We start from the raw sequence: 22,847 nt of genomic DNA, 5'->3' as shown, positions 1-22,847 counted from the left end.
AGGCCCCGGTCAGCAGGTGCAATCAGAGCAGCAATGCGACGCAAAGGAAGATCAGCGGAATAAAGCCGGTATCCCGATTGGCGCGGAACAATTGCAGCAGCTTGGCGTTGTCTTCGATGTCCAGCGCGCGCAATTGCCAGACCATGTGCCAGCCCATTGCCCAAGGGCCGCTCAGCGCTATGACCATTGCCAGAAATGACGCGTTTGGCACCCCTGCATCGATGATGGCCAGCCCCATCAGCGACACGGTCGCGACCAGAAAGTACTTCAGCCATTTCGCCGTATCGTTTCCGAATAGCCGCGCGGTGGATTTGACGCCTATCAGTTCATCGTCATCAGCATCCTGATGGGCGTAGATCGTGTCATAGAACAGGGTCCACGCGATGCCCGACAGGTACAGCGTCACCGCCGGCCATCCCACTGAGCCGCTGTGCGCTGCCCAGGCCAGAAGCGCCCCCCAGTTAAAGGCCAGTCCGAGAAACACCTGAGGCCACCACGTGAACCGTTTCGCAAACGGGTAAATCGTGACCGGCAGCAGGGACAGAACGCCCATGGCAATGGCCGCCTGATTGAAGCTGAGCAGGATGCCCAACGCCAAAAGGCATTGCAGGATCATCCAGGCCGCAGCCTGCCGGACGCTGACCTGACCCGAAGGAATCGGGCGCGAGCGTGTGCGTTCAACCTGCCCGTCGAATTCCCGGTCCGTGATATCGTTCCAGGTGCAACCGGCACCGCGCATCAGAAACGCGCCCAGAGCGCACCCAATGGCAATCCACAGGTCTTCCAATCGAGGCTGGCCGTCATTCAGGATGGCAAGTGCCAATCCCCACCAGCACGGAATCAGCAGCAACCATGTCCCGATAGGTCGGTCCGCACGGCTGAGGCGCAGATAGGGCCGAGCAAAGGCCGGGGCATGGGTGTCGACCCAGTTGCCGCTGACGGCATCGGAGACTTGACCATCTGGTGTTGGGGCATTGCCTTGCATATGTAAGGTCTCATGAGTGCGAAGATCAGACTGTATGTAGAGCAGCCCTTGGGTCAGGGGCAATCGGTTCCTTTGACGCGCGACCAGGCGCATTACCTGTTTGGCGTTATGCGGCTGTCGGTTGGCGGGACTGTGGCGCTGTTCAACGGCCAGGATGGCGAATGGCTGGCCGAGGTGGCCGAGGCCAGAAAACGTGGCGGCGTTCTGACCTGCACCGCGCAGACGAAACCTCTGCAATTGCCGCCCGATCTTTGGTTTTTGTTTGCACCGATCAAAAAGGCGCGCACCGATTTCATCGTTGAAAAAGCCGCCGAGATGGGCGCGGCCCGCATCCTACCGGTGCAGACCGAATTCACCAATTCCGAACGTATCCGGCAGGACCGGCTTCAGGCGCACGCAGTAGAAGCGGCTGAGCAATGTGGCGGAACCTTCGTGCCCGAGGTCGCGGATTTGCAACGGCTGGACCGTGTATTGGAAAGTTGGCCGGAAGACCGTCAGTTGATGTTCTGCAACGAGGCCGAAGTTGGCTCGGCCCTGCGTTTGGCCGCCAATGAAAAGGGGCACCCGTGGGCGATTCTCATCGGCCCGGAGGGGGGCTTTTCCGATAAGGAGCGTGCCCGCCTGACGGCGCTGCCGTATGCGCATGTTGTCAGCCTTGGTCCGCGTATCCTGCGGGCGGATACGGCGGCCGTTGCGGCGTTGACTATGTGGCAACAGGCGTTGGGGGATTGGTCGTGATGTGGCGCGCAGCGCTACAGAAGGACATTCCAAAAGTTCAACGGTTTTTACGTCTGCACATCCAAAGCTCGATGTTTCCATTGGGTAACTTGCGAGACTACGGTCTGAGTGGTTCCCATCCTCGTAGCATGTCGTTTTGGTTGCTGGGGGATCCGTTGCGAGGTGTCTTGGGTATTACCAATGAAGGAATGGTTTTCCCGCAATGTCCCAGCCCGTTGCATGCAGAGCTCGCTGAGATCTGCGATCTGATCGGCAGTCGAGAGGTCTCGGGAATCATTGGCGAATCAGAACAGGTTCGAAAAATCATCGACGTAGCAGGCTGGCGAGACAGGTCGACAGGTCTCAATGACGATGAACCGGCATTCTCGCTAAATCTAGCGGAGCTTGTTGTTCCGCAGATGGAAGACGTGAGCCTTGTTGCTTTGTCAGAAGTGGATCGCGATCAAGCGATTGCATGGCGGAAGGAATACCTAAGGGAGACCCCGGGATTGCTGTATAAGGAACCGTACAAGCAGGCCCTGGAGGATATTGAACGCTATCTTTTGCGCGACAGTCATAGAGCCATGATTCACAACGGCAAGCCTGTTGCGATGACAGGATTTAACTCTGCGCTTTCGGATGTCGTTCAGATAGGTGGGGTGTTTACACCTCCTGATCTGCGAAGACGAGGGTACGCGCGCACCGCAGTCGCTTTGCATTTGAAAGAGGCGCGCGAGGCAGGAGTGGGCCGAGCCGTACTGTTCGCCGCTTCAAATGCAGCCGCTCGTGCTTACATTGCTATTGGCTTCGTGCCAGCCGGTTCATTCTCACTGGTTCTGTTCAATGATCAAACGGAGTCCGCGTTATGAGTTTCATCCGACCCGAGGCAAAACTGGCGCTGTGGCGCTGGCGCGAAGTTTTGGTCGCGGCCTTTGTCCTGATCCTTGGCCTCAGCTGGGTCAGCGGGCCGGGCGGGTTGCTGGCATGGTTGGGCTGGTTCCTGATCCTGGTGTCGGCGGCTTTGACCGTGATCGGCGTACAGCGCGCGCGTTTCAGAACCGGTGCGGGTGGGCAGGGTGTGGTGACGGTTGATGAAGGCCAGATCACCTATCTGGGCCCGCTGGATGGTGGCATCGTTGCGACCCGAGAAATCGAACGGCTTGCGCTCGACCCAACCTCCAGCCCGGCACATTGGGTTCTGGATCAACCGGGACAACCGACGCTTCACATTCCTGTGAATGCTGAAGGGGCCGAGGCCTTGTTCGATGTGTTTTCCAGCCTGCCGGGCCTGAAAACCGAGCAAATGCTGTCGGAACTCAACGGCAAGTCGCGGCATCCGGTCGTCATCTGGGAACGTATACCTTCGCGCCCGGCACATATCCGGTTGCATTGACACTGGCGTCATTTGCGACCACGAGTGACTTTCAAGACAGACACATCAGGATCGGAGCACGGTTCATGTCCATCCCTCAGTCCGGCGGCGGGCCGATCGAACGCCATGAGCAACTGGCCGAATATCTGGAATCGGGCTGCAAGCCCAAGGCAGATTGGCGAATCGGAACCGAGCATGAGAAGTTCGGCTATTGCAAGGACACGCTGAAACCGCTGCCATTCGAAGGCACAAGGTCCATCGTTGCGGTTCTGGAAGGGTTGCGCGACCGTCACGGCTGGGATGAGGTGCGTGAAGGCGGCAAGCTGATCGGTCTGGAAAAGGACGGCGCCAATGTCAGCCTGGAACCTGGTGGCGCATTGGAGCTGTCGGGCGCTCCGCTAGAAACCATCCACGAGACCTGCGATGAGGTGAACACTCATTTGCGTGAAGTCAAGGATATCGCCGATGAGATCGGCGTGGGCTTCATCGGTCTGGGTGCAGCCCCGATCTGGACGCATGAGGAAATGCCGCTGATGCCCAAGGGGCGCTATCGGCTGATGAACGACTACATGGAGGAAGTCGGCACCATGGGCCGCGCCATGATGCGCCGGACCTGTACCGTTCAGGTTAATATCGACTTCGGGTCCGAGGCCGACATGGTGCAGAAACTGCGCGTGGCGCTGGCGTTGCAGCCGGTGGCGACGGCGCTGTTTGCCAATTCGCCCTTCTTCGAGGGTAAACCCAACGGCCAGAAAAGCTGGCGCAGCCACATCTGGCGGCATCTGGACGATGCGCGCACTGGTATGCTGCCCTTCGTGTTCGAAGAGGGGTTCGGGTTCGAACGCTACGTGCAATACGCGCTCGATGTGCCGATGTATTTCGTCTACCGCGACGGTGAATATATCAACGCTCTGGGCATGTCCTTCCGCGACTTTCTGCAAGGCAAACTGCCCGCGCTGCCTGGTGAAACGCCGACCCTCAGCGATTGGGCCGATCATCTGACCACAGCCTTCCCCGAGGCGCGGATCAAGAAATTCATGGAAATGCGGGGTGCCGATGGTGGCCCGTGGCGTCGCCTCTGTGCGCTGCCTGCCTTCTGGGTCGGCCTGACTTACGATCAGGGTGCGCTGGATGCGGCCTGGGATCTGGTCAAGGGCTGGGACGCTGAAACGCGCGAGGAACTGCGCGTTCAGGCCGCGGTTCATGGCCTTCAGGCACAGGTCGGCGACATCAACATGCACGATCTGGCGCGTGAGGTCGTGGCGATTTCCGAGGTTGGTCTGAAATCCCGTGCCTTCCCCGGCGCGGGCGGGCTGGTCCCGGATGAGACGCATTTCCTCAACGCGCTCAAGGAAAGCATCGATACCGGTAAGGTTCCTGCCGATGAGTTGCTGGATCACTACAATGGCGACTGGAATGGCGACCTGACCCGGATTTTCCCCGAATACAGCTATTGATCCGCACCGTCCCGCTTGCATTCACGGGGCGGGGCCGATAGCAGGTTGGCGACCAAATTCAGAGGGCGTCATGGACGATCTTAAGGCAAAATATCTGGGGCAGATCGCCGAGGCGGGCGACGAAAACGCGCTTGAGGCGATCCGCGTCGCCGCCGTCGGCAAAAAGGGCGAAGTCGCGCTGAAGATGCGCGAGCTGGGCAAGATGACGCCCGAGGAACGCCAGATTGCAGGCCCCGCGCTGAACGCCCTGAAGGATGAGATCAACTCGGCGCTTTCCGCGAAAAAGGCCGCGCTGGCCGATGCCGCGCTGGATGAGCGTCTGCGCACCGAATGGCTGGACGTCACCCTGCCGACCCGCGCGCGTCGTCAGGGCTCGATCCACCCGATCAGCCAGGCGACCGAGGAACTGACTGCGATCTTTGCCGAACTGGGCTTCTCGGTGGCCGAAGGGCCGCGGATCGAGGACGACTGGTACAACTTCGACGCCCTGAACATCCCCGGCCACCACCCCGCACGGGCCGAGATGGATACGTTCTACATGCACCGCGCCGAGGGCGACAATCGCCCGCCGCACGTGCTGCGAACGCACACATCTCCGGTGCAAATCCGTTCGATGGAGAAGCAGGGCGCGCCAATTCGTGTGATCTGTCCGGGCGGCGTGTACCGCGCCGACTATGACCAGACCCACACGCCGATGTTCCATCAGGTCGAAGGTCTGGCCATCGACAAGGATATCTCTATGGCGAACCTGAAATGGGTTCTGGAAGAGTTCGTGAAGGCGTTCTTCGAGGTCGACGATGTCGAACTGCGCTTCCGCGCCTCGCACTTCCCCTTCACCGAGCCGTCGGCCGAGGTCGATATCCGCTGTTCCTGGGATAACGGCCAGCTGAAGATCGGCGAGGGCGACGACTGGATGGAGATTCTGGGCTCCGGCATGGTCCACCCCAAGGTGATCGCTGCGGGTGGGATTGATCCTGAGGTCTATCAGGGCTTTGCCTTTGGCATCGGCATCGACCGTCTGGCGATGCTGAAATACGGGATTCCGGATTTGCGGGCGTTCTTTGATAGCGACCTGCGCTGGCTGCGCCACTATGGGTTTGCGGCGCTGGATATGCCGAACCTGCATGGTGGTTTGAGTAGGTAAGGTGTTTTGGGAGGAAATTTCTCCCGAGGCCTGGTCTCGAATTGCGGTGCTATTGCAAGCGTTGGTTACAGTATTTGTTGCTGTGATCGCAGCACTACTTGCGATGTGGCAAAAGTCCAAAGTTCAACACATGGAGAGGCATTTCCAGTTCCGAGATGAGCGAATGCAGCAATATAGTAAGTTCATCGGTGAGATGAATGCTGCTTTGTTTTGGTATTTTGACTACATTGAGAGAAGTCGTAGCGTCCTGCCTGACTTGGAGATGCGAAGTAACCTAGAAAAGGTGTGTAGCTCTCTAGATACAGAAGCTATGCAGATTCAGGTTAACTGCCCAAGTTTTGTGGTTCACTCTGTTCTGAACGTGAACGGACGGCTTCAAGCAATGTCAATTGGTGCGTTGAGGGGAATAGAAAACCCGATTTCAAGCGAAGACTTCGAAGCTGCAAAGAGTAATATGCTTAAGTCAATGCGTACCGATTTACTGTTGATTGAGACTGTAACGAACAGAAGTCGATATAACCAACGGATACCTAAGCAGAATAGGCGATATGAGAAACAAACTGGTTTCCCTTTAAGTTACTAGGCGCGGAGTAAAGGCCGATAGGCCGCCGCGCTATCGCCAGACCGCCCGCACGGGCTGGCGATTTGTCTCCGCCAGAGCCCCGCTCGAACAGCGTGCGGATTTGGCTGGAAAAAAGTGCCCGACACAACCCGAGGATCGCCATCCCGCGGTCTGGCGATGGCGCGGCTTGTCACAATATCCCACAGGGTTGTTAAGTGACTTCGGTCGCGGGCCGAGTAGGGTCACCAGCATGATCTATCGACTGCTCTGCCTTCTGTTGCTGACCGCCTCACCCACCTTCGCCATGGGGCCTTGGAACACCGAATGCCACGGCGATACGGCCTGTGAGGTCGGCGACCGCTCGTACCATGTGCTGGAACCCGATGGCTGGGACGGTGAAACGCCTCTGCCCGTGCTGCTGCATTTCCACGGCTGGGCGCGGCAGGGGACTGTGGTGGTCAATCACGAACGCATCGCCGGGGCCACGAAACGGCGTGGCGTGTTGCTGGTGGCCCCTAACGGGCTGGGCAAAAGTTGGGATTTCTGGACCTCGGACACTGGCGACGTGCCCTTTGCCGACCGGGTGTTAGAGGACGTGGCCAGACGCTATCCGATTGACCCGGAGCGCATCTATGTCTCGGGCTATTCCTTCGGCGGCGCGATGGCTTGGCGCTTTGCTTGCGAGTCGGGGGATGACATCGGCGCGCTGCTGGGCGTGGCCGGAACCATCCGCCAGACCGAGGATTGCCCTGAGGCCCCGCGCGAAGTGCGCCATGTACACGGGCTCAGCGATACGGTGATGGATTTTCCTTACGGCGCGAATGGCGACACCACCTATCCGGTGGCGCTGTGGCGGCAGAAATATGGTTGCGACACCGCCACCCCGGCCGGGGATTGGAGCGTGGTGCCGATCCTGACCCTCAGCCGGGTGGAATGGGCCGATTGCGCGCAGGGGCAGGTCACGCTCGATACCCATCCCGGCGGGCATTTCATCCCGCATGGTTGGATCGGGCGGCAGTTGGATGAGCTTTTGGGCCGCACCCCCACCTATCCGTGACGCGCAGCGCTTGCACCCCGGCGCAATCTTTGCCATTGCCTGTGCCAAACGGATGTTTGCCCAAGAAGGCCGCTTGCAATGAAATTCACTCTGTCCTGGCTGAAAGACCACCTCGATACGGATGCGTCGGTTGACGAGATCGCCGAGGCGCTGACCGATCTCGGGCTCGAGGTCGAAGAGATCGTGAACCCGGCGGACCGGCTGTCGGGCTTTACCCTGGGCTATGTGAAACATGCCGAGAAACACCCCGACGCCGACAAGCTGCGCGTCTGCAAGGTCGACACCGATGAGGGTGAGCTGCAGATCATCTGCGGTGCGCCGAACGCGCGCGAAGGGATCACCGTCGTGGTCTGCAAGCCGGGCATGTATATCCCCGGTCTGGATCTGACCATCAGCGTCGGCAAGATCCGTGGCGTCGAGAGCTTTGGCATGATGGCATCTGAGCGCGAACTGGAGCTGTCGGACGAACATGACGGCATCATCGAGCTGCCTTCGGGTGAGGTCGGTGACCGCTTTGTCGATTGGCTGGCCGAGAATGAGCCGTCGAAAGTTGATCCGATGATCGAGATTGCGATCACGCCGAACCGTCCGGATGCGCTGGGTGTCGCAGGTATTGCCCGCGATCTGGCGGCGCGGGGCGTCGGCACGCTGAAGGAACGCGATTACGTGCCGGTCCCGGGCGATTTCGAAAGCCCAATCAAGGTAACGATCGACGAGGATACGCTGGACGGTGCACCGCATTTTACCGGACGCTTGATCACTGGTGTCAAGAACGGCCCTAGCCCGCAATGGCTGCAGGATCAGTTGAAGGCGATTGGTTTGCGCCCGATCTCGGCTCTGGTCGATATCACCAACTACATGACATTCGACCACAACCGCCCTCTGCACGTGTTCGACGCCGACAAGGTGCAAGGCAACCTGCGTGTACATCGCGCCAAAGGTGGCGAGAAACTGGTGGCGCTGGATGAGAAGGAATACACCCTGCAGCCCGGCATGATGGTGATTTCGGATGACAAAGGTACTGAATCCATCGCGGGCATCATGGGTGGTGAGGAAACCGGCTGTACCGAAGAGACTGTGAATGTCTTCCTCGAAAGTGCGTTCTGGGATCATGTGCAGATCGCGCTGACGGGCCGTGCGTTGAAGATCAACTCGGACGCGCGCTATCGCTTTGAACGTGGTGTAGACCCCGAATACACGCTGGAAGGGCTGGAGCACGCGACACAGATGATCCTGGATATCTGCGGCGGTGAGGCGTCCAAGGTTGTCGATGCAGGCAAAGCGCCAAACCATGCACGTGCCTATAAGCTGGATGCCGAACGTGTGCAGTCTCTGGTCGGTATGGACATTCCCGAAAGCGAACAACGTCAGACCCTGACCCGGCTGGGCTTTCGTCTGGAAGGCGAGATGGCTCATGTACCAAGCTGGCGCCCCGATATCATGGGCGAAGCCGATCTGGTGGAAGAGGTGGCGCGGATTGCGTCCCTGACCAAGCTGCAGGGCAAACCTCTGCCGCGTATTACCGATGGTATTCCGAAACCGGTGATGACTCCGACGCAGCGTCGTCAGTCCATGGCGCGGCGCACCTGTGCGGCGTTGGGGTATAACGAATGCGTTTCCTATACGTTCATCGATCAGGCCTCGGCGGCGCTGTTCGGCGGTGGCGATGAGGCGACGCAGCTGGAAAACCCGATATCGTCCGAGATGAGCCATATGCGCCCCGATCTGCTGCCCGGCCTGTTGCAGGCCGCAGCCCGCAACCAGGCGCGTGGCTACGCCGATGTTGCCCTGTTCGAGGTTGGCCCGGTATTTCATGACGGCGAGCCCGGTGATCAGCAAACGCAGATCACAGGTTTGCTGGTCGGACGCGACGGACCCAAGGATGTACATGGCGCATCCCGCCCGGTTGATCTGTACGACGCCAAGGCGGATGCCGAGGCTGTACTGGCTGCCATTGGAGCTCCGGCAAAGGTTCAGATCATGCGCGATGGCGACGCCTGGTGGCATCCGGGCCGCCACGGCAAGATCTGTCTGGGACCGAAAAAGGTATTGGGCGTGTTCGGTGAGCTGCATCCGCGTATCCTGCAGGCGATGGACATCAAAGGCCCGGCGATGGCTTTCACCATCTGGCCGGATCAAGTGCCGATGCCGCGCAAATCCGGAGCGACCCGCGCCGCGCTGGAGTTGCGCGATCTGCAAGCGGTTGAGCGTGACTTTGCCTTTGTCGTCGATGCCGATGTCGAGGCGCTGACGCTGGTAAATGCAGCCGCAGGGGCGGATAAGGCTTTGATCGAAGATGTGCGCGTCTTTGACGAATTCATCGGTGGCAGCTTGGGTGAAGGTAAGAAATCCCTGGCCATCACAGTGCGTCTGCAGCCAACGGACGCCACGCTGAAGGAAAAAGACATCGAGGCTGTGGCCGAAAAGATCATCACCAAGGTCACCAAGGCGACCGGCGGCGTTCTGCGCGGCTGATGTCGGACCGCCTCCGGCGGGAGTATTTTTGAAAAGATGAAGGGGCGGTTGCGCCCTTTCCGTTTTTGCGGAGGACGAAAGATGCTGAACGTTTACCTCTCTGGTGAAATCCATACTGACTGGCGTGAACAGATCATCGACGGCGCGCAGGGGCTGGATGTGACCTTCAACAGCCCAGTGACCGATCACGCAGCCAGCGACGATTGCGGCATTGCCATTCTGGGGGATGAACCGAACAAGTACTGGCATGACCATAAGGGTGCGATGGTCAATGCGATCCGCACCCGCAAGGGCATTTCGGATGCCGATGTGGTGGTTGTTCGGTTTGGCGACAAGTACAAACAGTGGAACGCAGCTTTTGACGCGGGCTATGCTGCGGCACTGGGTAAATCCATCATCGTGCTGCATGGCCCCGATCATCAGCACGCGCTGAAAGAGGTGGACGCGGCCGCGTTGGCCGTGGCCGAGGAGCCCGCTCAGGTGGTCGAAATCCTGCGATACGTGCTGACGGGTACGCTACCAGGCTGAACTGTGGAAAGAGGGGCCCGAATGGGCACCCTTCCAATGGCGATATGATTAGGGGCGCGGGGGTATGTTTTTACCGCGTAGCACCGCCGGGCGCTGCATGAAGCGGTCGACATAGGCGACGACGTTGGCGTAGTCGTGCCAGCCAACAATCTCTTTCGCACCGTAGAAGTCCAAGGCATTCAGCCACGGCGCAAGGGCGATATCCGCGATGGAGTAATCGCCCGCGATCCAGTCCTGCCCGTCCAGTTGAGTGTCGACCACGTTCAGCAGGCGCTTTGCTTCGTTGATATAGCGTTCGCGGGGGCGGGGGTCTTCGATTTCGCTGCCTGCGAATTTGTAGAAAAAGCCAAGCTGGCCGAGCATGGGGCCAACCCCGCCCATCTGAAACATCAGCCACTGGGTGACGCGATGTTTGTCTGAGGCGTTCTGACCCAGCAGCATGCCTGACTTCTCGGCCAGATACAGTAGGATCGCGCCGCTTTCGAACAGGGCAAGCGGTTCACCATCCGGCCCATTGGGGTCGATGATCGCCGGGATTTTGTTGTTTGGATTCAGCGACAGAAACTCAGGGCTTTTGACATCCGCGTCTGCCAGCGTCACCAGATGCGCCTCATAGGGCAGGCCGGTTTCTTCCAACATGATTGACGCCTTCACGCCGTTTGGAGTCGGATAGGAGTACAGTTGGATCTTTTCAGGGGATTGCGCGGGCCAGCGGGCCATGATCGGATGTGGTTCGGTGTCCAGCATTGAAGGCTCCTGTTTGGATGTCCTGTCAAAACTAAGGATCATTCCCCGAGCATGTAAGCCCTCGGGATGTGTATTTCCGGTCAGGCTGTGTTTTCTGGCGAACAACGGGGAAAACCAAGGAAACTCGCACCTAGACCTGCAGGTAAACTTGGCTCACTATTTGCCGACCCCCGCGAAAACTTCGCGGGTTTCTTGCTGTTGAAAGGAGATGCGCGTGGATGAGGTCGTAACACAGGTGGGAGCATATGCCCCGCTGATCATGAATGCGGTCAAAGCGCTTGTCGTTCTGATCCTGGGCTGGATCGTAGCTGGCGCCATCGGGGGCATGGTGCGCCGCCGGATCAACTCGACCCCGCATATCGATCCCACACTTGGGAACTTTATGGCAAGCCTCGTCAAATGGGCCATTTTGGCCATGGTGTTGGTTGCCGTTCTGGGAATCTTCGGGATCGAGGCCACCAGTATCGTCGCCATTCTGGGTGCTGCGTCACTGGCCATCGGTCTGGCGCTGCAAGGCACGCTCAGCGATTTGGCGGCCGGTGTGATGCTGGTTGTGTTCCGCCCTTACAAGCTGGGCCAATATGTAGATATCGGTGGCACGGCGGGGACGGTTAAGGACCTGAACCTGTTCACGACCGAACTGGTCACGCCCGACAATGTGCAGATCATCGTGCCGAACGGTCAGTCCTGGGGCTCGATCATCACAAACTACTCCGCCCATGACACGCGCCGCGTCGATCTCGTGTTTGGTATCGACTACGGGGACAGTGCGGATGATGCCATGAAGATCATTCTGGATGTGGCCAAAGCGGACAGCCGTATTCACAGCGATCCCGAGCCATGGGTTCGGGTCACAAATCTGGGCGACAGTTCGGTGGACCTGACGGCTCGGCTCTGGTGCGCGGCGGCTGATTACTGGGACGTCAAGTTCGAGCTTACGAAAACGATCAAGGAAGCCTTCGACGCCAAGGGTGTTTCGATCCCTTATCCACATTCGGTGGAAATACAGAAACAGGGGTGAGGGCTCCCGCCCGTCGAGCGGGTATTGGAAATGCCCTCCTCCGGTTGGGCCGGGCACCGCGCAGAGGCGCGGTGCCTTTTTCTTTGTCCGACCCTCTGGCTTTGAACCAACCGCGCCACGCCTTTGGCGTGGCGCTGCGCCCAACGCTGTAAATCGCTTTTTTCAAAAGCGATTTCAGGGGCGAGAGGTTTTACGACTTGACGACCACGTTGGGCGAAACCACGTCGATGCCCAGAGCTTTGCCGACAGCGTAGTATGTCAGCTTGCCGGCATGGACGTTCAGGCCTTCCAACAGGTGCGGGTCGTCCTGACACGCTTGTTTCCAGCCTTTGTCCGCCAGCGACAGCATGAAGGGCATTGTCGCGTTGCCCAAGGCGATGGTCGAGGTGCGCGCCACGGCACCCGGCATATTGGCCACACAATAATGCATGATGCCATCGACATCATAGATCGGGTCGGCGTGGGTGGTGGCTTTCGACGTCTCGAAACACCCGCCCTGGTCGATGGCAACGTCGACCAATACGGCACCGGCTTTCATCGTCGACAACTGAGCACGCGAGACAAGTTTCGGAGCCTCAGCGCCGGGGATCAGAACCGCACCGATGACCATATCGGCATCCTGGATCAGCTCGGCCGTGGCACCCGCTGTCGAATACTGGTTCTTGAAGGTTCCGCCAAAGACGTCATCCAGATAGCGCAGCCGCGGCAAGGACCGATCCAGAACGGTGACGTCAGCGCCCATGCCGGCCGCGATCTTTGCCGCGTGCGTACCGACGACGCCGCCGCCGATCACCACCACTTTGGCCGGTCCGACACCGGGTACGCCGCCCATCAGAACCCCGCGCCCACCGTTGGCCTTCTGCAAGGTCCACGAGCCGACCTGAGGCGCCAGACGACCGGCGACTTCGGACATCGGGGCCAGCAGGGGCAGGCCTCCGTTCGCGTCGGTCACGGTCTCATAGGCGATCGCGGTACAGCCCGATTCCAGCAGGTCATGCGTCTGATCTGGGTCTGGAGCCAGGTGCAGATAAGTGAACAGCAACTGCCCTTCGCGCAGCATCTTGCGTTCCACTGCCTGAGGTTCCTTGACCTTGACGATCATGTCAGCGGTGGCGAACACCTCTTCTGCTGTGTCGATGATCTGGGCACCGGCCGCGACATAGGCGTCATTGTCGAAACCCGCGCCGATGCCTGCACCGGATTCGATCAGGACTTCGTGACCGCGCGCAATCGCTTCCTGAGCGGCGTTGGGCGTCATCCCGACGCGGAATTCCTGAGGTTTGATTTCCTTGGGGCAACCGATTTTCATGGGGCTCTCCGTTTATAAACTGCCTAAATTATGTGCAGTTTTCAGTGCAATTTCTGTGAAAGAAAACGTGCCAATGGACTTTTCTTTGGAATAATTTCCCGTATTTTTAAAAAACTTTGCAAAGGAGTTGCACGAATGAGCTTGGATACGACTGATCGCAAGATTCTGACCGCGCTTCAGAAAAACGGCCGAATGTCGAATTCGGAGTTGTCGGAGCAGGTCAATCTATCTCCGTCTGCCTGCCACCGGCGCGTTCAACGGCTGGAGAGTGATGGCTATATCCGCAACTATGTGGCCCTGCTCGATGCACGGAAAATGAACGTACCCACAACGGTGTTTGTGGAGATCACGTTGCAAGGTCAGGCCGAAGAGGTTCTGGATGCATTCGAAAAGGCGGTGGCCCGGATACCGGATGTGCTGGAGTGTCACCTTATGGCGGGCACTGCGGATTACATCCTGAAAGTGGTCGCGGAAAACACCGAAGACTTCGCCCGTATCCATCGGCAGTACCTGTCCCGGCTGCCGGGCGTGGCGCAAATGCAGAGCTCGTTTGCGCTGCGCACCGTGTTCAAGACCACGGCTTTGCCGGTCTGATCTTCAGGCGGGGCTGGGATAGGTGAATATCAGCAGATGGGTCAGATTGAACCCGAAATGCATTGCCACCGGCACCCAGAGGCGCCCGGTCGCGTAGTATCCCAAGCCACACGCCAACCCCAGAATGGAGGCAAAGATCACAAGCGCCGGACCCCCGCCGAAATGTGCCAGTCCGAACAGCAGGCTGGCTGCGATCACACCACCAGTGGCCCCAAGGCGCGTGGCGATAGCGGATTGCAGATATCCGCGAAAGAACGCCTCTTCCGTCAGGCAGGTCAGGAACAGGTTGGACAGGGCGAACACCAGCCACCAGTTGGGCACTGAAAACTCCGGGTGCACCGCCCCCAGGGACAGACCCAAAATAAACAGACCGGGCAGGAGCAGCAAACCAGCCAGCAACGGCATGGGTTTGACCTGAATTGCGCCGCGCAGAATGCCGGCCCACGCCAGAAGAACGGCAAAGAAGACCATGGGTTTGTCCAGATTCAGATGCATGGTGAAGCTTGTACCGCCGACACCCGCCTGAACCTGATCCAGCACCTTCAAATTATGGAAGCCGGGCAGCAGATGTGCCCCCATGGCCAGACACCAGAGGATCAATACTACGTGCCCAGTGACAGCAGGCCAACCTTTCAGGTGCGGAAGCAGTGAGGCCCCGACCAAACCCAAAACCACCGCAGCGATCGCCACAGGTGACATCAACCCTGTTACTGAGGCGATGCTGACAAACAAAGCCAGCAGCGACAAAGCGATGCCAGTTCGCCGGGTCAGGGCTGTCACTTGCGCAGAGATCAGGATCAGCCAGGGCCAGATCGCAGGCATCAGGGAAAGAAAGAAGGTCACAGCGGTCTCATCAGTTAATCGCACCCCGTCTTGCCGCACAAAAACAGGGCAATGCAAGCAGCGAACCGGAAGCCGGATGCCTTGCGTCAATTCTGACGCTTGTATCCCGTGGGTCAGACGTACAAGTTTAAGTTAAAGGCTGTATACCCGCGCTGGACCTGTTTTTCAGATGAGCACCAGTTGCAGGCGTCGTAGCATTAGGCATCAATTTATCTGATGACATTAGGTGGTTACACTAGCTCGATATGGTCCGGACCCGAAGAATAAGAAGGAGCTGACTTTGGCATACGAAAACAATGGCGCCCCCAAAGATTGGTTAGAAGCCGAGTTGGAGGACACGCTGGACGAAGATTTCGAGATTGAATTCAGCGAGCCGATGCTGTCAATGGAAGTCCGGAAAATCTATCGGGAGCAGCATCCCGACATGCTGGATCGTAAGGTTTATTTCCGCAATCTGCTACGCCTGCAAGCCGAACTGATCAAGGTTCAGGACTGGGTTCAGCATACCGGGGCCAAGGTTTGTATTCTGTTCGAAGGCCGTGACAGCGCGGGCAAGGGGGGCGTGATCAAACGGATCACGCAGCGTCTGAACCCACGTGTCGCACGTGTTGTCGCTTTGCCTGCCCCAAGCCGTCGCGAACAAAGCCAGTGGTATTTCCAGCGCTACGTGCCGCATCTGCCCGCCGCGGGAGAGATCGTTCTGTTCGACCGCTCATGGTACAATCGGGCCGGGGTCGAGCGGGTAATGGGTTTTGCGTCCGAGGATCAGGTTGAACAGTTCTTTCAGGACGTTCCCGAATTCGAACGGATGCTGGTGCGGTCGGGGATCATATTGTTGAAATATTGGTTCTCGATCACGGATGAAGAGCAGCAATTGCGATTCCTCATGCGAATTCACGACCCGATGAAACAGTGGAAACTGTCGCCGATGGATCTGGAATCCCGCATCCGCTGGGAATCCTATACCAAGGCGAAAGAGGATATGCTTTTCCGCACCAACATTCCCGAGGCCCCTTGGTACATTGTCGAAGGCAACGACAAAAAACGCGAGCGGCTGAACTGTATCGAGCACCTATTGACCAAGGTTCCTTATACGGACGTTCCGCAGGAAAAGGTCAATCTGCCGGACCGGCGGTATAACCCGGAATACGAGCGCCGCGTTTTGCCGGACGAGCTGTACGTTCCGAAGATTTACTGAAACGGACGAAGCGAGGCAGCGTGACTGCCCCGCTCCAGAACCTTGTCAGGCTGCTTCCATCATGCAGCCCCAATCGAAGACGTTAAACATGTCGGTATCTCCGTCGTCTTCTCCTGCTGCGCCAGAGCAGGCGCCAACCGTATCTTCAACCGGGTCCGTGTCTTCACCCGAAACGATGTCCATGTCGTCGCCGGCCGTATCGGCCGTGGTCATGTCATCGTCATTCCAGTCAAACTGATCGAAACGCGCCTGAAGAGCATCGATGAAGGCGTCCAATTCGGCGAGGAAGGCAGCCACGTCGAAACATCCGCTGTCCGGCTCTTCAACGCCCGGAGTTTCGGTTCCCGGTTCTTCCGTTTCGACAACGTCGGTGTCGGGTGTTTCGGTTCCGGGTGCCTCCGGCTCGGAAACCTCAGTATCCGGCGTTTCCGCTACAGGTTCTTCCGGTTGAGTCACACCAGTGTCCGGCGTTTCAGGTGCCGGTTGTTCTGGCTCTGCGACCTCGTCAACAGGTGGGGTCGGTGCCGGTGGAACCGGAGCATTGCCGTTGTCCAGCATCACTGCCGCGTCGGTAGTCGCAAAGTTCTGCGTGACCATCACGGCGTTGAAGCCTTGCATGTCTCCCGTTTCAACACCGATGCCGATGTATTTGAAATCAGGGTTCAGGATATTCGCACGGTGCCCCGGGCTGTTCATCAGGTTCTGGTGCAGTTGGGCAACGTCGTCGCTGATACCGGGTGCGCCGCGTTCCGATTGCCAGGCTATGTTTTCGCCAGTGCGCCAGCTGCCTTCCAGATCAAAGCCCGCTGCTTGCATCCGTTGCGTTGCGGTGGAACCGCCCGAACCGGTGTGGCTGAACGTGTCCGTGTTCAGCATCCAACTGCTGTGGTCTTCGGATGATTGGTTCAGCTGTCTTTCCAGCTGCAACGGGTTCAGCCCGCGGGATGTGCGCTCGGCATTGATAAGCGCCAGCATTTCTTGCTCGATTGTACTTGCAGTCGACATGGTAGCCTCCGTTATAGGTGTCGTCTGATTGGACGAGGCCAGTTACAGGCGCCTTGCGGAGGTCAGATAGTGGTGCGGAAATTTTAGGCGAATTCTGGCAGGGCAATGCTACCGATGCGGGATTCGCTGCGCTGCAAAATGCCGGGCAAAATGTTGCTGGTGGGAAAACGGCGGCTTGCCGCACATCCAAAAGCAGGTGTCGGCGGAATAAAACCGAACCCTGAAACGACAAACCCCCGGGCGGTGCCTCGGGGGTCGTCAAATAGTGTCATCCAAAGCTGGACGAGCGAGGTTTTAGAGCAAACCCTCGCGCTGGGCTTTCTTGCGCGCCAGTTTACGGGCACGGCGAATCGCTTCAGCTTTCTCGCGCGCTTTTTTCTCGGACGGTTTCTCGAAATGTTGCTTCAGCTTCATTTCACGGAACACGCCTTCGCGCTGCAGCTTTTTCTTCAGGGCACGAAGCGCCTGATCGACGTTATTGTCGCGAACACTAACCTGCATGTGGTTGTCACCACCTTTCTAGATAGAGTTGCAAGGAAATTGCAGGAGTTGGCCGTATAGCAAAGCCGCTCTAACTTGTCTAGTACTGGGTCCGACAACCGGAGAACTGCCATGACGACCACCTATGAAGATGCAAAACAGCAGCTTTTGGACGCGATGCTGACCCATGTTCCCTTCGATGGGTGGTCAGAAACCAGCTTTCGCGCCTCCATTTCCGATTGTGGTCTCGATGACGGTTTGGCCCGCGCGATTTGTCCGCGTGGGGCGGTTGATCTGGCACTGGCCTATCACGCGCTCGGGGATCAGGCGATGCTGGATCGCATCAAGTCAGAGGACCTGGGCGGGCTGAAATTCCGCGATAGGATTGCCGCTGCTGTTCGGTTCCGGTTGCAGGCCGTTGAAGACAAAGAACTGGTGCGCAGGGGTATGACGCTGTTTTCCCTGCCGACCCATGCGGCCGACGGTGCCAAGGCGGTTTGGCAGACCTGTGATCTGATCTGGGACGCGCTGGGCGATACCTCGGATGATGTGAACTGGTACACGAAGCGGGCCACTTTGTCGGGGGTCTATTCCTCGACTCTGTTGTTCTGGCTGGGGGATGACAGCCCCGATCATCAGCGCACGTGGGAATTTCTGGACCGCCGGATTGAAAATGTCATGGAGTTTGAGAAACTCAAAGCTCAGGTGCGCGACAACCCGGTGTTGAATCCGTTTCTGGCGGTTCCGAACTGGTTGGCAGGTCAGGTCAAGGCGCCGGTGAAAATGCGCGCTGACCTGCCGGGCATGCTGAACCCCCGAAAGTAGTGCGTCTTGGCGCTGGGCCTTGGCGCTGATGCCTGCTAGGCATTGCGCAAAGGAGGTGCCTATGACCCAGATGATGCGCGCTGTTGAGATCACCGAACCGGGTGGCCCTGACGTATTGCAAATGACCGAGCGTCCTGTCCCAGAACCGGGTGACGGGCAGGTGGTGTTGAAAGTGGCCTATGCCGGGGTGAACCGCCCCGATGCGTTGCAGCGCGCAGGCGCTTATGATCCGCCGCCGGGTGCCAGCGATCTGCCGGGGCTTGAGGCGTCGGGCGAGGTTGTGTCGGTGGGTGCGGGGATCGAAGGGTTGTCCGTCGGCGATCAGGTCTGCGCATTGCTGCCGGGCGGAGGTTATGCCGAATACGTCACCACCCCTGCCGCCCATTGCCTGCCGGTGCCTGCAGGCATGGGAATGAAAGAGGCGGCGTGCCTGCCCGAGACCTTTTTCACCGTCTGGTCCAACGTTTTCACGCGCGGAGGGCTGAAGGCGGGCGAACGGTTTTTGGTTCATGGGGGCTCTAGCGGAATCGGCACAACGGCTATCCAACTGGCCAATGCCTTTGGTGCTCGGGTCTTTGCCACCGCAGGGTCGGACGAGAAATGCGAGGCTTGCGTCAAGCTGGGTGCGGAAAAGGCGATCAACTATCGCGACGAGGACTTCGTGGCCGTCATGCGGGCCGAAGGCGGGGCGAACCTGATCCTCGATATGGTGGGTGGCGATTACATCCCGCGCAACGTCAAAGCCCTGACCGAGGATGGGCGTCTGGTTCAGATCGCGTTCCTGCAAGGTCCGAAGGTCGAGCTGAATTTTGCCCTGATGATGGTCAAGCGCCTGACCCTGACCGGCAGCACGCTGCGCCCGCAAAGCGATCTGGTCAAGGCTCAGATCGCGCAAGATTTGCGCGAGGCCGTATGGCCGCTGCTAGAGGCTGGCAAGGTTGCACCTGTTATGGATAGCGAATTTGATCTGGCCGAGGCCGCCGCTGCCCATGCACGCATGGAAAGCTCGGGCCATATTGGCAAGATCGTCCTGAAAGTCGCGGGTTGAAAACCGGGCGCGCGGGTCCGTCCTGCGCGCTCACGCAACCGCGCGGCGGTACAGGTGCCACGTGGCATGGCCTAGAACCGGCATTACCACGATCAGGCCCAACAACATCGGCAGGGCACCCAGAAACAAAAGAGCCGCCACGATGAAACCCCAGGTCAGGACGACGCCGGGATTGTGACGCAACACGCGAAACGATGTCACGACCGCCACGGGCAGACCCACTTTCCGGTCCAGAAGCAACGGAAAACTGACCACACTGATGGCCAGTGCGCAAAGCGCAAACACGAAACCAACAGCGATTCCGACGATCATCATCGTCCAGCCTGCAGTCGTCGTGAAGGCCTGCTGAGCAAATGCGCCAAGCGATGCGGGGGCTTCAGGGCCCATTGTGTGCGTATAGATGCTCTGTGCGACCATCAACCAGATTAGCAACAGCATCACAAGATAGAACCCCAAAACCAGAATTGCGCCGAATGACGGTGATCGGAACACACCGAATGCATCCAGCCAATGCGCCGCGCTGCCCTGCTCGCGTTTCCGGCTGATTTCGTAAAGGCCCACGGCGGCAACAGGTCCGATCAGGGCAAAGCCAGCGACCAGAGGCGCCAAAAGCGGGACCATGTTCATGTTCAGGGCAAAGCCGAACATCAAAAGTCCGGCGATCGGGTAGATCAACACAATGAAAACGGCGTCCGCCCGTGTTTCAATAAAGTCCTGATATCCCGCCCTCAGACAGGCGCGCAGGTCTTGCATCGTCAAGGTCTGCACCATTGGCAGATGCTTGGTGTCCGCACTGCCGAGTTGCGAGACGCTTTCCGAGACGTGATCACCGGCCGCCCCCAGATTCTGGGCGGCCCAGCTGATCGGATTTCCGATTGTTTTAGCCATTTTCATCCCCTTCCCTGGCGAGAGTCGCGCCGCGGAGCGGATCCGGCAATTCGTTGTCCGTGGCCGGACCAGCCGACAACGCCTGACCCAGTATAGCACAGTTTGGCGAAATCCCGATAAACACTGCGGCACCGGACGGATTGCCCTGCCTCGCAGGCATGTTAGCTTGATGTCAGCAACAGGAGGTCAGGATGCAGACAACAGCAAAGACAGTTGTAATTCACGAATTCGGCGGGCCCGAGGTGTTGCGGATCGAGGACAGGCCATTGGGCGATCCCGGACCGGGTGAGGTGCGTATTCGTCATCAGGCCTGTGGTTTGAATTTTATTGATGTTTATCAACGTACTGGCCTCTATTCCCTTGATCTTCCCCATGCTTTGGGCATGGAAGCCGCAGGTATCGTCGAGGTGGTTGGGGAAGGGGTGACACATCTGCAACCGGGTCAGCGGGCGGCGTATGCGGCAGTCCCCCCAGGTGCGTATTGCGAGGCCCGCGTGATGCCTGCGGCACAGGTATGCCCGCTGCCGGATGACATCACATTCGAAGCCGCCGCGGCAATGATGCTGAAGGGATTGACCGTTGAATACCTGTTTCATCGAACCACGCCGCTGAAACGAGGGGATACGGTGCTGTTTCACGCGGCGGCTGGTGGGGTAGGGCTGATCGCCTGCCAATGGGCGAAATCCGAGGGGATCACCCTGATCGGGACGGCAGGGACAGACGAGAAATGCAGCCTGGCCCGGTTCAACGGGGCCGCGCATTGCATCAATTACCGGACAGAAAACTTTGCCGAACGCGTGGCTGAGATCACCAAAGGTCAAGGTGTGGACGTGGTGATGGACTCGGTCGGGGCTGACACGTTCGAAGGATCGCTGGATTGCCTGAAGCCGTTGGGGATGATGATTTCCTTTGGCAACGCCTCTGGTCCGGTGCCACCCGTCGACATCAGTGTTCTGGCTCAGAAAGGGTCGCTCAAGATCACCCGGCCCACCTTGCTCACGCATATCGCGGATCACACCGTATGTCAGGCAATGGCGCGCCGTTTGTTTGGCAAGGTCGAGGGCAGAGAGGTCAAGATCCACATTGATCAGCGTTTTGCGCTTGACCAGATCGCCGATGCCCACCGTGCGCTTGAGGCACGACAGACGACCGGCAGCACAATTCTGGACCTCTGAACTGAGACCCGGCTAGAAAAGCCGGGTCCAAAAGCAGGTCAGAACCGATAGGCGACCCGGACTTGCAGTGTGGTTGCGTCCACATCCACCGTGCTTCCATTGAAGTTATCGAATTCGTGGTACAGCAACTCTCCACCGACGCTCACGTTCGGTGCCACGATTTGCTCGTACCCAGCGCCGATGAACCAGCCATCATCGCTGCCGAGGTTGTCTGTTCCTGCTTCGGCGTATCCGGCAATTCCGTACAGCAGGCCTTGCGGGTTCACCTTGTATCCTGCGCGCGCTTTCAGGCGCCATACATCTTCTACGGTCACCGCGACGTTAGACAAGTCCACGTCTGTCCAGTCGTAGTCAAAACCGCCGCCAACGACCCAGTCGCCTAGGTCATAATCATAACCCAGGATAATACCGCCAATCGCACCATCGCCATCGACGCCGGCCACATTGGTGTCCACATCAAGATAACCCAATTGCAGACCGCCGTAGAATCCGGTCCAGTTGCCCGAGGATTGCGCCATGGCCGATCCCGCAACCACGGTCGCGACAGTGGTGATGAGAGCCAGTTTCAAAGTCATCTCATTTCCTTTCGATTGTCACTCTGCTTCGGTGAAGTTCAGCTCACTTATGCAGACAATTACGATCCGACCGCGTGACCGGATCAGTGTTACCTACGAATTCCAGCCCAAATTCTGGCGCTAAACCCCGAAAGGCCACGCCGGTGCCCTGTGAATCCGGGCACTTCTGATACAGAAAAGGTAGGAAGGATTGAGAAGTCTTCAAACGACATGCGGCGACGGAACACTCCGCCGCCGACACGTCCGATTTTTTCAGCGGATTATTGCGCTTGCAGTTCCGCCGGGGTCTTGTCGGCAATGGTTTCCCAGTTTGCGCTTGCGCTTTCGATGAAGCCCGGGATGTCGCCTTCCCAGCGTTCCTGGATGTCTTGCGACAGGTTCAGGTACAGCTTGTTGTCAACGATTTTCCAGTGGTTCGGGTCACCGTCGAATTTGAAGCCCATGGCCGCACCGAAGGCACAGTAGCCACCGTATGCGGGCAGGTATGCTTCCGGGTTGGCTTCGAATGCAGCTTTGTTTTCTTCCGACGAGAAACGGTACATCGCGTCGTCATGCAGCGTGGTGATGCGATAGTCGCCCTTGGTTGCTTCGCCATCGGTGAAATAGGCAACCGGGTCATAGCCCTGCATCGCCAGACCGGTCGAGCTTGCGTTGATTTCCACACCAGCGGCCAAAGCCGAAGTTGCCAGTGCAACAGACAGAGCGACGCCGCCGACCAGAGATTTAAACTTGTTCATTGCTTCACCTTTCGTGAAAGGAGCCTGTTCAGTGAGTTCCCGAAGGCCCCGGTTGTTGTCCTGTGTGGCCCGTAATTGACCGTCACGACAGCGATTTGGGGAGCG

Annotated in this window: 24 protein-coding genes; 15 read left to right on the top strand and 9 right to left on the bottom strand. The window is 58.5% G+C overall.

The window, feature by feature from the left end:
* Positions 1–22: 22 nt before the first annotated feature.
* Positions 23–985, bottom strand: a complete 963-nt coding sequence (ubiA, locus tag ACR0LF_RS08180) for a 4-hydroxybenzoate octaprenyltransferase (protein WP_480579498.1) — start codon at positions 983–985, stop codon at positions 23–25.
* A gap of 12 nt (positions 986–997) precedes the next feature.
* Here ubiA and ACR0LF_RS08175 point away from each other — a divergent pair, with 12 nt between their 5' ends.
* The 9 genes from ACR0LF_RS08175 (at position 998) to ACR0LF_RS08135 (ending at position 10,297) form a co-directional block, all read left to right on the top strand.
* Positions 998–1,723 (top strand): 16S rRNA (uracil(1498)-N(3))-methyltransferase, encoded by a 726-nt coding sequence (locus ACR0LF_RS08175; protein WP_480579496.1) that lies wholly within the window; start codon positions 998–1,000, stop codon positions 1,721–1,723.
* Positions 1,723–2,571 (top strand): GNAT family N-acetyltransferase, encoded by an 849-nt coding sequence (locus ACR0LF_RS08170; protein WP_480579494.1) that lies wholly within the window; start codon positions 1,723–1,725, stop codon positions 2,569–2,571. Before ACR0LF_RS08175 ends, ACR0LF_RS08170 begins: the two co-directional genes overlap by 1 nt.
* Positions 2,568–3,095, top strand: a complete 528-nt coding sequence (locus ACR0LF_RS08165; protein WP_480579492.1) for a hypothetical protein — start codon at positions 2,568–2,570, stop codon at positions 3,093–3,095. Before ACR0LF_RS08170 ends, ACR0LF_RS08165 begins: the two co-directional genes overlap by 4 nt.
* 65 nt (positions 3,096–3,160) lie before the next feature.
* A complete protein-coding gene (locus tag ACR0LF_RS08160) occupies positions 3,161–4,531 on the top strand; it encodes a glutamate--cysteine ligase (protein WP_480579490.1) in 1,371 nt (456 codons plus the stop codon).
* A gap of 70 nt (positions 4,532–4,601) precedes the next feature.
* Positions 4,602–5,675 (top strand): phenylalanine--tRNA ligase subunit alpha, encoded by a 1,074-nt coding sequence (pheS, locus tag ACR0LF_RS08155; RefSeq protein WP_480579488.1) that lies wholly within the window; start codon positions 4,602–4,604, stop codon positions 5,673–5,675.
* Position 5,676: 1 nt separating this feature from the next.
* Positions 5,677–6,258, top strand: a complete 582-nt coding sequence (locus ACR0LF_RS08150) for a hypothetical protein (protein WP_480579486.1) — start codon at positions 5,677–5,679, stop codon at positions 6,256–6,258.
* A gap of 229 nt (positions 6,259–6,487) precedes the next feature.
* Positions 6,488–7,294: a CE1 family esterase gene (locus ACR0LF_RS08145; protein WP_480579484.1), complete on the top strand. Its 807-nt coding sequence runs from the start codon at positions 6,488–6,490 to the stop codon at positions 7,292–7,294.
* Between the two features lie 78 nt (positions 7,295–7,372).
* Positions 7,373–9,769, top strand: a complete 2,397-nt coding sequence (pheT, locus tag ACR0LF_RS08140) for a phenylalanine--tRNA ligase subunit beta (RefSeq protein WP_480579482.1) — start codon at positions 7,373–7,375, stop codon at positions 9,767–9,769.
* Positions 9,770–9,850: 81 nt separating this feature from the next.
* Entirely contained in the window at positions 9,851–10,297 is a 447-nt protein-coding gene (locus ACR0LF_RS08135) for a YtoQ family protein (RefSeq protein WP_480579480.1), read from the top strand.
* Positions 10,298–10,345: 48 nt separating this feature from the next.
* On the opposite strand, the gene ACR0LF_RS08130 is transcribed toward ACR0LF_RS08135, so the two are convergent.
* A complete protein-coding gene (locus tag ACR0LF_RS08130; protein ID WP_480579478.1) occupies positions 10,346–11,044 on the bottom strand; it encodes a glutathione S-transferase N-terminal domain-containing protein in 699 nt (232 codons plus the stop codon).
* 214 nt (positions 11,045–11,258) lie between these two features.
* Between ACR0LF_RS08130 and ACR0LF_RS08125 the strand changes: the two genes are divergently transcribed.
* The gene (locus ACR0LF_RS08125) at positions 11,259–12,065 is read left to right on the top strand and encodes a mechanosensitive ion channel family protein (RefSeq protein WP_480579476.1); all 807 of its coding nucleotides are present in this window, start codon (positions 11,259–11,261) and stop codon (positions 12,063–12,065) included.
* Between the two features lie 190 nt (positions 12,066–12,255).
* Here the strand turns inward: ACR0LF_RS08125 and ald are convergent, their stop codons facing one another.
* Entirely contained in the window at positions 12,256–13,374 is a 1,119-nt protein-coding gene (ald, locus tag ACR0LF_RS08120; RefSeq protein WP_480579474.1) for an alanine dehydrogenase, read from the bottom strand.
* Between the two features lie 135 nt (positions 13,375–13,509).
* Here ald and ACR0LF_RS08115 point away from each other — a divergent pair, with 135 nt between their 5' ends.
* Entirely contained in the window at positions 13,510–13,968 is a 459-nt protein-coding gene (locus tag ACR0LF_RS08115) for an Lrp/AsnC family transcriptional regulator (protein ID WP_480579472.1), read from the top strand.
* Between the two features lie 3 nt (positions 13,969–13,971).
* Here the strand turns inward: ACR0LF_RS08115 and ACR0LF_RS08110 are convergent, their stop codons facing one another.
* Complete coding sequence (locus ACR0LF_RS08110) at positions 13,972–14,811, bottom strand: CPBP family intramembrane glutamic endopeptidase (protein WP_480579470.1); 840 nt, start codon at positions 14,809–14,811, stop codon at positions 13,972–13,974.
* Positions 14,812–15,091: 280 nt separating this feature from the next.
* Here ACR0LF_RS08110 and ppk2 point away from each other — a divergent pair, with 280 nt between their 5' ends.
* The gene (ppk2, locus tag ACR0LF_RS08105; RefSeq protein ID WP_480579468.1) at positions 15,092–16,009 is read left to right on the top strand and encodes a polyphosphate kinase 2; all 918 of its coding nucleotides are present in this window, start codon (positions 15,092–15,094) and stop codon (positions 16,007–16,009) included.
* 45 nt (positions 16,010–16,054) lie between these two features.
* Here ppk2 and ACR0LF_RS08100 read toward each other — a convergent pair whose 3' ends face one another.
* Positions 16,055–17,014: a CAP domain-containing protein gene (locus ACR0LF_RS08100; RefSeq protein WP_480579466.1), complete on the bottom strand. Its 960-nt coding sequence runs from the start codon at positions 17,012–17,014 to the stop codon at positions 16,055–16,057.
* 294 nt (positions 17,015–17,308) lie between these two features.
* A complete protein-coding gene (gene rpsU / locus ACR0LF_RS08095) occupies positions 17,309–17,515 on the bottom strand; it encodes a 30S ribosomal protein S21 (RefSeq protein WP_005614280.1) in 207 nt (68 codons plus the stop codon).
* A 111-nt stretch (positions 17,516–17,626) separates the two neighbouring features.
* Here rpsU and ACR0LF_RS08090 point away from each other — a divergent pair, with 111 nt between their 5' ends.
* Both ACR0LF_RS08090 and ACR0LF_RS08085 read left to right on the top strand, forming a co-directional pair.
* A complete protein-coding gene (locus ACR0LF_RS08090) occupies positions 17,627–18,319 on the top strand; it encodes a COQ9 family protein (protein WP_480579464.1) in 693 nt (230 codons plus the stop codon).
* Positions 18,320–18,380: 61 nt separating this feature from the next.
* Positions 18,381–19,367, top strand: coding sequence for an NAD(P)H-quinone oxidoreductase (locus tag ACR0LF_RS08085; RefSeq protein WP_480579462.1), 987 nt, complete (start codon positions 18,381–18,383; stop codon positions 19,365–19,367).
* 30 nt (positions 19,368–19,397) lie between these two features.
* On the opposite strand, the gene ACR0LF_RS08080 is transcribed toward ACR0LF_RS08085, so the two are convergent.
* Positions 19,398–20,255 (bottom strand): DUF2189 domain-containing protein, encoded by an 858-nt coding sequence (locus ACR0LF_RS08080; protein WP_480579460.1) that lies wholly within the window; start codon positions 20,253–20,255, stop codon positions 19,398–19,400.
* Positions 20,256–20,446: 191 nt separating this feature from the next.
* On the opposite strand from ACR0LF_RS08080, the gene ACR0LF_RS08075 reads away from it, so the two are divergent.
* Complete coding sequence (locus ACR0LF_RS08075; RefSeq protein WP_480579458.1) at positions 20,447–21,430, top strand: quinone oxidoreductase family protein; 984 nt, start codon at positions 20,447–20,449, stop codon at positions 21,428–21,430.
* Positions 21,431–21,468: 38 nt separating this feature from the next.
* Here the strand turns inward: ACR0LF_RS08075 and ACR0LF_RS08070 are convergent, their stop codons facing one another.
* The gene (locus tag ACR0LF_RS08070; protein WP_480579456.1) at positions 21,469–22,005 is read right to left on the bottom strand and encodes an outer membrane protein; all 537 of its coding nucleotides are present in this window, start codon (positions 22,003–22,005) and stop codon (positions 21,469–21,471) included.
* A gap of 260 nt (positions 22,006–22,265) precedes the next feature.
* Positions 22,266–22,742, bottom strand: coding sequence for a YHS domain-containing (seleno)protein (locus tag ACR0LF_RS08065; RefSeq protein ID WP_480579454.1), 477 nt, complete (start codon positions 22,740–22,742; stop codon positions 22,266–22,268).
* Positions 22,743–22,847 lie beyond the last annotated feature (105 nt).

The sequence above is a fragment of the Ruegeria sp. E8 genome, from assembly GCF_056533985.1.
This window is presented reverse-complemented; position numbering and strand designations above follow the sequence as displayed.